The sequence below is a fragment of the Pseudoalteromonas sp. S3431 genome (genome assembly GCF_000690035.1).
GTDB lineage: Bacteria > Pseudomonadota > Gammaproteobacteria > Enterobacterales > Alteromonadaceae > Pseudoalteromonas > Pseudoalteromonas fuliginea.
Genome location: NZ_JJNY01000080.1, coordinates 1 through 11,367 on the forward strand (window position 1 = coordinate 1; position 11,367 = coordinate 11,367).

Consider the following 11,367-nt stretch of genomic DNA (forward strand, 5'->3'; position numbering starts at 1 on the left):
CCCTAGATTGAACAAATTTCAATCCACAAAGGTCAACACGCCCTAGTACTGTAACACCGAGCAAGCAACCACATAATCCGCTAAAACAAGAGTTAGTGAAATAATCACTGCAAATTTTTAATAGTCACAAAACTTGATTTATAAAAGAGTAAACGTAAAAAAGCACGATATAAAACCGTGCTCTAATACACTAAACCACTCAATTTAATTTAAAAAATAAATCCATCAGACAGAGCCGTTAATTGGCCCGTGTTCGTGGTTTACATGTGGATTTTGTCCGCGTTGACGCAGTAAATGGTCCATTAATGTAATAGCCATCATTGCCTCAGCAATCGGGATTGCACGAATGCCAACACACGGATCGTGACGACCTTTAGTGATCATCTCAACCGCTTCATTGCTTGTATTAATACTGTTACCTGGGATGGTAATGCTCGACGTTGGTTTTAGCGCGATAGAAGCAATAATATCTTGCCCTGTCGAAATACCCGCAAGTACGCCACCGGCATGATTTGATGTAAAACCTTCAGGGGTTAGTTCATCGCGATGCTCAGAGCCTTTTTGCTCAACCACATCAAAGCCATCACCAATTTCAACGCCTTTAACCGCGTTAATACTCATTAATGAGTGCGCAAGCTCGGCGTCAAGGCGATCAAATACTGGCTCACCAAGACCAACAGGTACGTTGCTTGCTACTACTTTTACTTTAGCGCCAACTGAGTCACCTTGCTTTTTAAGGTCTCGCATGTATTCGTCAAGCGCTTCAAGCTTACTTGCATCAGGGAAGAAGAATAAGTTGTTTTCCACTTCATCCCAGTCAAACGTTTCCGCCTTGATAGGACCGAGCTGACTTAGGCATGCTTTAACTTCAATACCATGAAATTGCTTTAAGTATTTTTTAGCAATAGCACCTGCCGCTACGCGTATCGCGGTTTCGCGTGCAGACGAACGGCCACCACCGCGATAATCGCGCAAGCCGTACTTATGCCAATACGTGTAATCGCCATGACCTGGGCGAAATACATCTTTAATTTTGCCGTAATCTTGCGAGCGTTGATCGGTGTTTTCAATTAATAAACCAATGCTAGTACCTGTGGTTTTACCTTCAAAAACGCCTGCTAATATTTTTATTTGATCGCTTTCACGGCGCTGCGTTGTATAACGGCTTTGGCCTGGTTTTCGGCGATCTAAATCAATTTGTAAGTCGGCCTCTGTGATTTCGAGACCTGCGGGAGTACCATCAACAACGCCGCCTAATGCAACGCCGTGGCTCTCACCAAAGGTGGACACTTTAAATAACTGCCCAATGCTATTACCTGCCATTAACTTTCCTCATTCCTAATGACTACCAATAGCCAAGCACAGGGCTTGGCTATTCATTTTTTACTTATTTTGCAAAATACTCATCTAGCTGCTTTTTGCTAATTACAAATACACCTAAGCCGCCTTGTTCAAATTCAATCCATTCAAACGGCGCGCCCGGATACAGTGCATCCATATGTACCATAGAGTTACCAACTTCTACAAATAACAAACCGTTATCAGTTAGATGTTCACTCGCTTCGCTTAATATAGTACGGGTTACATCTAAACCATCGTGGCCTGATGCAAGCCCAAGCTCTGGTTCATGATGAAACTCACGTGGCAGGTCAGCCATATCTTCTGCATCAACATACGGTGGGTTTGCTACTATTAGGTCGTATTTTTGACCTGGTACACCGCTAAATACATCAGATTGAATAGGTAACACGCGCTCAGTTAACATGTAATCGTTAATGTTTATGTCTGTCACTTCAAGCGCTTCATACGATATATCTACCGCATCAACTTGTGCCTGCTCAAAAGCTTGCGCAAGTGCGATTGCGATACAACCCGAACCCGTACATAAATCTAATATACGGTTAACCGATTGTGGCTCTTCAAGCCAAGGTTTAAAGCGGTTACTGATAAGCTCAGCAAATGGTGAGCGAGGTATAAGTACCCGTTCATCAACATAAAATGGCATACCCGCAAACCATGCAATGTTTGTTAAGTAAGGTACTGGCGTGCAGTCGTTAATACGTTCTGCAATAAGACCCGCAAGTCGGTTTTTTTCTGTGCTTGTTAAACGCGCATGCATTAATTCTTTTGGCGCATCAACAGGCAAGCTAAGCGCAGGCAGTAATAAGCTTACAGCTTCATCCCATGCGTTATCTGTACCGTGTCCAAAAAATATACTACTACTTGCAAATTGGCTTGTAGTCCAACGTAACCAGTCATGTAAAGTTGACAGTTCTGCAACGGCTTCTTCGAGTGTTGCTTCTTCTATTTGTAAATCGCTCATATATTTTTACCTGTATTAGCTTACTGACTGTTTTGAGTCTTTAAGACGATTGCATTGCCTATCTGCGCTGGGCAAATTACAATTGCCCCCTCATTTAAGTATTGTACCGCCTTTTGCGCTGCGTTTTTACGTTTTTTTGTTTAGGTAATAGTTATGAAAAAAGACACTCCATCACATTCGTCCCTAAGCAATGACGACATAAGCTTATTTCGTCAAACGATCACAGGCGCTAAAGTATTTAAACAAGATACTCATCGTTTTGATACAAAACCTAAGGTGTCACAAGCTAAGCAATTTGCCCAGCAAAAAAAGCAGGCTCAGTCTGAATTTTTTTTCTCAGACGTTTATATTCCCGATATAGACACCCACGGTACGGTTAAATATGTAAAACCTGGCCAAGATAGCTTCCTAGCTAAACAGCTTCGCCGTGGTGACTTTGCACCCGATTTGACGCTAGATTTACATGGCTTAAATAAAGAACTTGCTAAAGATGAACTCGCTGGACTCATTCACGAGTGTAAAAAGCAGCATTATTATTGCGCATGTGTAGTGCACGGTATTGGCGGCGGTGTACTAAAGCACAAAGTACCGCAGTACTTAGTACAGCATCCTGACGTAATAGCGATGCACCAAGCCCCTCTCGAATATGGTGGAAGAGGCGCTGTACTTATTTTAATTAATTTACCGCAAAGTGATGAATTTAGACGCTAACTTTAGCCATTACTAGGATGTAACTACGTGCATATTTTTTCAATTATTTTTCCGCTCATTTTTATTGTTGCGTTTGGTTATAGCTGTTGCCGATTAAAATTTTTCGACAAGCAGCATATTGCAGGCCTGAGTAAGTTTACCTTTTATATTAGTTTGCCTGCTTTTTTATTATTAAATATGTCGCAAATTAACTTACAGCAAAGCATTAGCCTTTTTGCATTTTTGAGCTTTTACATACCTGTTCTGAGTGTATTTGGGGTGGGTATATTAATTGATCGCTTTTATTTAAGTAAAAAACATTTAAAAAACTACCAACAACACGGCGTCTTTGGACTTGCTTCTAGCTATTCAAATATGGTGTTAGTGGGTATTCCTATTGTTATTGCCTCGCTTGGCAAAGAGATGATAGCCATTGCGTTTATGATCATTACTTTTCATAGCACATTGTTATTTGCACTTACTTTTTTAATAGGCGCTAAAGGTAGTAGCGATAAATTTTCGTGGTCGCACTTTGGAAAAAGTATGGTGTTAAACCCAATAGTACTGAGTATTGGATGCGGGCTTATATTAAACATATTAGGAGTTACACTGTTTACCGACTTAGCAAATAGTTTAGAGCTATTAGCTAAACCAGCAATTGCCTGTGCGCTATTTGTACTTGGTGCAAATTTAGCTTTTTATAAAATAGCTGCAAATTGGCAACCGGCGTTAATAGCATCAATTTTAAAAATATTTTTATTGCCTGCGCTAGTTTTATTGGTAGGCACCTATGTATTTAAGCTAGACACGCAAATACTTAATGTATTGGGACTTTTAAGTGCGTCCCCTGTTGGCGTAAATGCTTATCTTATTGCAAGTCAAATAAAGCAACATGAAGCTACTCTTGCTGGGGCAGTCGTACTTTCTACTATCTTAAGTGTTATTAGCTTTACGTTTTGGCTAGCTTTATTACTTTAGCTTACAAACCGCCGGCTACATCAACAAAGCTACCCGTTGTAAAAGAAGCGTGCTCCGAAGCTAAAAAGTAAATTGCTGCAGCAACTTCCTCGGGTGTACCGCCTCTGCCAAGGGGTAATTTACTTTTAAGGCGATCGACTCGGTTTTTTTCACCACCATCGCTATGCATATCAGTGTAAATAAGCCCTGGTCTAACCGAGTTAACACGAATACCTTTACTTGCCACCTCTTTTGCCAAGCCAATAGTAAATGTGTCCATTGCACCTTTAGATGCTGCATAATCAATGTACTCATTAGGAGAGCCCGTTTTAGCAGCCCTAGATGATACATTAACAATACTGCCGCCATTTCCCATTCGCTTTATAGCCTCACGGCTACATAAAAAAGCACTGGTAATATTTGTAGTCAAAACTACGTTTATGCGCTCAGCACTCATTTCTAACAAAGGCATTTGTGGCTTTAAAATACCAGCGTTATTTATTAGTACATCAAGCCGACCAAAGACTTTATCTATATGCATAAATAAAGCTAAAACGTCAGCCTCTAGTGATACGTCACCTTGAATTACTTCAGCCTCAACGCCTAATCGCTTTACTTTTTCTGCCACCAACATTGCACTAGCTAAATCAGCTTTATAGTTAATGCAAACATTATAACCTTGCTTTGCAAAATATAGTGCGGTGGCTGCGCCAATACCTCGGCTAGAGCCTGTGATAAGTACAACGGGGGAGCGATTCATTAAAGCTAGTATTCTTTTAAAGCTGCAACTACTGAAATTTCAACAAGCAGTGCATCACGTGCCATTTTAGCTTCAACGCAGGCACGTGCTGGTGCATAACCCTCGGTTACCCATGCATCCCATACTGCATTCATATCAGCAAAGTATTCCATGCTCTTTACATAAATAGTCGCGCTAAGCATATGTTCTTTTGAACTTCCCGCTTCATCAAGCAGCGCCTCTACTTTATCAAGCATAGTTTGAGTTTGTTCTTTGATATCTTTTTGCGCGTCGGCGCATACCTGCCCACATAAATACACAGTGCCGTTATGTTTTACAATGCGGCTCATGCGCGCACCGGTTTGAAGGCGTTCAATAGTCATTTATTCACTCATATTATTAATTAAATTTATATATTATCGGGAGCATTGATACTCATATACTGGCTGCGTTGAGTTCTTTCATCGTAACTTATTACAGCAATGGCACCCGTATTAAAAATAGGCATGTTACCAGGGCATAATTGATCAACTAAATAACTCACAATTGGCATATGTGCTACCACAAGCCAAGTGTTGCATTGGGGGTGTGCTGCTATAAGCGTTTCGAGATAATCCGCTGCTATTTGCGGTTTTCCTTCAGGCACAATATCACTGCATGTTTCGCTAAATTTAAACTCTGCATTTTTAGCAACGTTTTCTGCAGTTTGCTGAGCACGAATGTAAGGGCTAACTAACAAGGCATCAGGTGGGTAGTGTTTAGCAAGCCATAGGCCCATTTTCTCGGCTTCAGTATGACCCGTTTGAGTCAAATTTCTAGCCGCATCATCAGCCTGCATCGGTGTTGCTTCGCCGTGGCGCATTATTAGGATTGTTTTCATAAAAAATCAACCGATTAAAGAGTATAAAACAGTAGCCAATTTGCCCATTTGTCCGCTATATTAAAAACATAAACCTATTTTCTTCTAAAATAGTTCTTTCGTGATATTCAGGTAAACCTTTTAGTCGTATTCCACTTTCCTGAAGTTATCATCTGTTGTTAACAAGCAAACGTTTAATTTCAGGAGCATCATTTGAATATCAGTCGCAATGATAACAGAGCATATAAAGCTCTTACACTGGACAATGGTCTAAAAGTACTACTTGTGCAAGATAAAGATTCAACAAAAGCGGCTGCATCTATGGCAGTAAATGCTGGTCATTTTGACGATCCTCTTGATAGACAAGGCCTCGCACACTTTTTAGAACATATGCTTTTTTTAGGTACTGACCAATTTCCAGACTCTGGTAGTTTTAATAATTATGTATCTCAAGCCGGTGGAAACACTAATGCGTGGACTGGCACAGAGCATACCTGCTATTTTTTTGATATTAATAATCAAGAATTTAAAAATGCATTAGAGCAATTTAGCCGCTTTTTTATTGCGCCACTTTTAAATTCAGCCGAAACCGAAAAAGAACGTAACGCAATTGAAGCCGAATTTAAACTAAAAATTAAAGACGATGGCCGCCGTATTTATCAAGCACATAAAGAAACGGTAAATCCAGCCCACCCTTTTGCCAAGTTTTCAGTTGGTAATCTACAAACGTTGGCAGACAGGGAGCGCTGTATAAGTGACGAACTTCGGGATTTTTTTAATGCTTTTTATCAAGCCCAGTGGATGACGTTAGTTATTTGCGCCAATGAAGAGCTCGACACCTTACAAAGCTGGACTAATACATATTTTAACGAAATTAACGGTAATAAAAACCTTAAAAAACCAGAGATCAGTGAGCCACTTTACCGTAAACAAGATATAGGGAAAGTGCTGCATATTGAGCCGCACAAACATATGCAAAAACTGATTGTCAGTTTTGCGATGCCAAATATTGATGATTTTTATCGCCATAAAACGGTGAGTTTTATTGCTCATTTATTAGGTTATGAAGGTGCAGGTTCTCTTTACTCTATTTTAAAAGAACAAGGTTGGATAAATGCGCTCTCAGCTGGCGGCGGTATTAACGGCAGTAACTTTAAAGATTTTAATATAAGCATGGCGCTCACTGACGAAGGTATTGAATATTTTGAAGACATTATTGAAATGGTGTTTGAATATATTTGCTTAATTAATGCCAATACAGAGAAGTTACCTCGTCTTTATCAAGATAAAAAAAACCTATTACAAATTGCTTTCGATAATCAAGAAAAGTCACGTCTAATCGATTGGGTCAGTAATTTAAGTATAAATATGCAACATTACGATGAAGTCAATTATGTACAAGGCGACTACTTGATGGAGGGCTTTAAAAAAGCCACCCACGAAATCGCAATGCAATGGTTAACGCCGCATAATATGCGTATTGTTCTTATCCACCCTGATGTAGAAGCAGAACACAAAACTGCATGGTATAACACCCCTTATAAAGTTGAAAAAATATCACCCAGCTGGCTCGATGCTTTAAGTGATATAAATAAACCACTGAAAGATATGCTACTGCCAACGGCAAACCCTTACTTAACAAAAAATGTGGTGCTATATGATGTAGAAAAACCACAAATAAAACCTGAACTTTTAGTAAAAGAGCCCGGTTTTGACTTTTGGTTTAAGCAAGACAATACTTTTAGAGTAGCAAAAGGCCATTTTTATTTAGCCTTGGACTCTGACTTTGCAGTAAAAGACGTAAAACACATGGCACTGACTCGCTTATTTACTGATTTATTTATGGATAGCGTAGGTGAACAATTTTACCCAGCGGAGCTGGCAGGGCTAAGTTACCATTTAACATCTCACCAAGGCGGTTTAACACTGCATACAGCCGGATTATCGTCTAGCCAATTAGAATTAGTTGATGAGCTTCTTGACGCCCTATTTAATGTCGACATTTGTGCAAAACGTTTTGCTGAGTACAAAAAACAACTTGTCAGGCACTGGCGAAATAGCAACCAAAACAAACCGGTTAGTGAACTGTTTAGTATTTTAGGTGCTAAAGTAATGCCTTGGAATCCACAACCAGACCAACTTGCATCAGCATTAAAAAACACAAGTTTTCAGCAATTTAATGAATTCAGACAAGACTTTTTTAAAGCACTACATGTTGAATCATTTTTACATGGTAACTGGCAGCAAAGTGATGCAATAGCCTTTCAAAAAAAGGTCGCCGAACACTTAAAAAACGCAGCCATAATTGATGATTTAAGACGTCCGCTATTTGAAATTGAAAAAGTAACACGCTACGAACTAGAGCTGCCTTGCAGTGACCATGCAATGGTTGTGTATTATCAAGCAAAAACTGATTGTGTAATCGAAAAAGTTAAATTAATGGCACTTAATCACTTAATGAATCAAGACTACTTTAACGAGTTACGAACCACACAACAGCTAGGTTATTTAGTTGGGGCTGGTTATGCTCCTTTTAACACTCGTGCGGGTATTGCTTTTTATATACAATCGCCAAAGTTTATCGCAAAAACATTAATGCATAGACATAACAGCTTTGTTAATAAATATTTAACCAACATCGATGAGCTTAATGAAGAAAATTGGCAGCAACAGAAACATGGCTTAACGACCCATATTGCTGAAAAAGATAAAAACCTTCGGTTACGCTCGCAACGTTTTTGGCTTGCAATAGGCAACAGAGATCATGAATTTAATATGCAGCAAAAGTTACTTAATGCATTAAACGCATTAACACTCAAAGATATAAAAGAGTATGCCGTCATCCTATTTGATGAAAATCGACCAAGATATGAGCTTTTAAGCTCAGCTAAAGACAATAAACCTCAAAATATGCCTGTTTATTCGCATTCTCTTTGACTCTTGGTTTAGCTTGTTTTAGATTATCATTTGTAAATTTGAAGTAATAAAAAAATGATAATCAAAATAATAACAAAATTAAGCTTGTCAGTTGTATTACTTGCTTACTCATTTAAGCTTTATGCTTTTGAGTCATCATTTAATTACAATTCAGATACCATCCTTATTTTAGCAAGCGCCATTATAGCGCTTGCTTTGCCTTATCTGTTGTTTGTCATCCACAAACTTAAGCGCTCACGTCGACAACTTCGTTTATCCGAAAGGCGCCTTAAAAGTACTGTTGAAGGCAGTGGTGATACTTTATGGGATTGGAACATAAAAACGGGGGAAGTTATTCGAATAAACGACAAATATATGATGAACTCAACTACGTTAATAGGTTTCCCTCCAAATAAAAGTCTCATTCACCCACTCGATATTACAAACGTTGAACACTTACTTAAAAAACACTTTGCAGAAAAAACCGTTTTTTTCGAAGCGACTTATCGTATTAAAGATACCTTTGGCCGTTGGCATTGGGTACTTGATCGCGGCAAAATTATAGAAAAAGATACCAACCTATCACCACTAAGAATGACGGGTACTGTACGAGATATATCACAGTTAAAATCAACCGAAGAACGTTTGAATCTCTTTGCAAAATGTGTTGAGTCGCTAACTGATGCGCTGGCTATTTACGACAAAAACTTTAAGTTAGTTGATATAAACCCTAGTTTTTTAACCCTCTTTGGCGGTGTGCGAGAACAATACCTTAAAAAAGACTTTACCTTACCGGGTTATGAACAAGGCTTCATTGATACAATTATCGAAATTGTACGTGAGAATGAACATATTCAACGAGAGGTAAAGCTACGTAATAGCGAACGCGTTTTACTACCATTTGAAATTTCAATTGATGAAATTAAAAATGATCAAAACCAAATTACAAATTACGTGATTGTTTACTCTGACTTAACTGAACGTAAAAAAGCAGAATCACAGCTGCATAATTTATCAAATCGCGACCGTACAACAAGCCTGCCTAACCGAAATTTATTTTTTACCGATTTACATAAGTTAGTTAAACAAAATTCACACCATGCGCTGCTTGTATTCGATTTAGATAACTTTAAAAAGATAAACGACTCTTTAGGACACCAGTTAGGCGATAGCCTGCTTGCAAAGCTCGCTATGCGCTTAAATAAACTAACCCGAGAGAACGATGTATTTTACCGTTTAGGGGGCGATGAGTTTGCTCTAGTAATGTCTGATACCAATGATATTCATGTGATCACCCGCACGGCTAAACAGTTTTTAGCCGCTATTGCTACACCTTTTAAAATGGCTGGTCATGAGCTCGCGATTACTTCAAGCGTTGGCATTGTACTCTTTCCTGAAGATGGTAATACACCAGAACTACTTTTGAAAAATGCAGATACGGCCATGTATCACGCTAAAAAGAAAGGTAATAGTTATCTGTTTTTTAACGACACGATGAACCGCCAAGCAGTTAAACGCTTGCAAATAGAAAACCTTATGCGTTTTGGCCTAAAAGAAGATCATTTTGAGGTTTACTATCAACCAAAAATGAATATTCGCACCGGAAAGTTAACAGGGATGGAGGCGTTGGTTCGCTTTATAACCCCTAAAAAAGGCATTATTAGCCCTGGTGTATTTATACCTATAGCTGAAGAAACAGGTCAAATAATTGAAATTGGTGAAGTGGTATTAAACAAAGCTTGCAGAGATGTTAAACAATGGCTTGATAGCGGTCTATTTAGTGGTCGAGTCGCCGTTAATTTATCAGCTAAACAATTCAGCCTACCCGATTTAACATCTCGCATTGACGTTATTTTACAAAAAAATGAACTACCTTCATATTTCTTAGAGCTTGAAATTACCGAAGGTACTGTAATGGATGATCCCAAAGAAGCCATTGCGATTATGCGCTCATTAAGTGCCCGAGGGATTCACTTAGCAATGGATGACTTTGGCACCGGTTACTCTTCCTTGGCGTACTTAAAACAATTTCCTCTTAACACGTTAAAAGTAGACAAGGCATTTATAGATGATATGAAAAATGAACGTGGTCGTAATATGGTCGACTCAATTGTGACGATTGCACATAACCTTGATTTACATGTCGTTGCCGAAGGGGTTGAACAGGCTGAACAAATTGAAATACTAAAAAAATTGAATTGTGAAACAGTACAAGGTTACTTTTATTCTAAGCCACTCTCTAAAGACGAGTTTACTGATTTTTTGAAACAACAACAAACTAAAGCTGCGCCTAGTCTAATTAGAACGGATACTGAAAATATGGCATCAATAAGCTAACCAGACTTCCAGTTAATACCAATCTGCTTAGGTATGGGGTGATTTAATTCGTTAAATTGTCCCAACACTTATTCAGAACGGTATAAATTAAGGGCGCCATATACATGCTTTGATCCCTACATTTCGTACCAATGCGCGGCGATAATGTAAGTTAAACAAGCACCATGCTACCGGCCCAAGTAAACCAGCCAAAATAAGCCATCGCTTAATTGGCATGCCTTTTTTAATCGTTTCCAAATACATCACGGCTATAAACACACAACTTAGTAAAACAATAAACAAATCTACACCCTATACCAATTCGCTTAATTAAGTGATCTATTTTGAAGTAAGAAAATCGTGTCGATAACAAGGCAAAAATTTCGTTATTTAACTCCTGCATTACCCCGCATCCATGCAGTCATGTATCAGAATTTTTAACGCTGTTAACGTCAGATTTAATCACTCAAATTGATTAAGTATTATTACGGATTGGTATTAAATAGCCTAAAAATAAGGCGTGTATTCTAGCGTTATTTTGGTTGAATGGTAATCCCCCCGAAAAAT

10 protein-coding genes are annotated in these 11,367 nt (G+C 38.7%); 4 read left to right on the forward strand and 6 right to left on the reverse strand.

The annotated features are described in order from the left end of the window. Window positions 1–225: 225 nt before the first annotated feature. Together aroC and prmB are read right to left on the reverse strand one after the other, a co-directional pair. A complete protein-coding gene (gene aroC / locus DO88_RS03175; RefSeq protein WP_008138551.1) occupies window positions 226–1,323 on the reverse strand; it encodes a chorismate synthase in 1,098 nt (365 codons plus the stop codon). Between the two features lie 64 nt (window positions 1,324–1,387). Beyond that, window positions 1,388–2,323 (reverse strand): 50S ribosomal protein L3 N(5)-glutamine methyltransferase, encoded by a 936-nt coding sequence (gene prmB, locus DO88_RS03170; RefSeq protein ID WP_033040651.1) that lies wholly within the window; start codon window positions 2,321–2,323, stop codon window positions 1,388–1,390. Window positions 2,324–2,476: 153 nt separating this feature from the next. Here prmB and smrB point away from each other — a divergent pair, with 153 nt between their 5' ends. Then, window positions 2,477–3,034, forward strand: a complete 558-nt coding sequence (smrB, locus tag DO88_RS03165) for an endonuclease SmrB (RefSeq protein ID WP_024598396.1) — start codon at window positions 2,477–2,479, stop codon at window positions 3,032–3,034. A gap of 27 nt (window positions 3,035–3,061) precedes the next feature. Next, window positions 3,062–3,991, forward strand: a complete 930-nt coding sequence (locus DO88_RS03160) for an AEC family transporter (RefSeq protein WP_033040652.1) — start codon at window positions 3,062–3,064, stop codon at window positions 3,989–3,991. A 1-nt stretch (window position 3,992) separates the two neighbouring features. Here the strand turns inward: DO88_RS03160 and DO88_RS03155 are convergent, their stop codons facing one another. The 3 genes from DO88_RS03155 to sixA are packed head-to-tail and all read right to left on the reverse strand — an operon-like array spanning window position 3,993 to window position 5,589. After that, window positions 3,993–4,730, reverse strand: coding sequence for an SDR family oxidoreductase (locus tag DO88_RS03155; RefSeq protein WP_033040654.1), 738 nt, complete (start codon window positions 4,728–4,730; stop codon window positions 3,993–3,995). A gap of 5 nt (window positions 4,731–4,735) precedes the next feature. Continuing rightward, entirely contained in the window at window positions 4,736–5,092 is a 357-nt protein-coding gene (locus DO88_RS03150) for a RidA family protein (RefSeq protein ID WP_033040656.1), read from the reverse strand. A 26-nt stretch (window positions 5,093–5,118) separates the two neighbouring features. After that, window positions 5,119–5,589 (reverse strand): phosphohistidine phosphatase SixA, encoded by a 471-nt coding sequence (sixA, locus tag DO88_RS03145; protein WP_008138559.1) that lies wholly within the window; start codon window positions 5,587–5,589, stop codon window positions 5,119–5,121. Window positions 5,590–5,781: 192 nt separating this feature from the next. Here sixA and DO88_RS03140 point away from each other — a divergent pair, with 192 nt between their 5' ends. Further along, entirely contained in the window at window positions 5,782–8,505 is a 2,724-nt protein-coding gene (locus tag DO88_RS03140) for an insulinase family protein (protein WP_033040657.1), read from the forward strand. A gap of 54 nt (window positions 8,506–8,559) precedes the next feature. Further along, window positions 8,560–10,821 carry a sensor domain-containing protein gene (locus DO88_RS03135; RefSeq protein WP_007377736.1) on the forward strand — a complete coding sequence of 754 codons (2,262 nt, stop codon included), beginning with the start codon at window positions 8,560–8,562 and terminating at the stop codon, window positions 10,819–10,821. Between the two features lie 87 nt (window positions 10,822–10,908). Here the strand turns inward: DO88_RS03135 and DO88_RS19160 are convergent, their stop codons facing one another. After that, window positions 10,909–11,103 carry a hypothetical protein gene (locus DO88_RS19160; protein WP_033016303.1) on the reverse strand — a complete coding sequence of 65 codons (195 nt, stop codon included), beginning with the start codon at window positions 11,101–11,103 and terminating at the stop codon, window positions 10,909–10,911. Window positions 11,104–11,367: the final 264 nt, after the last annotated feature.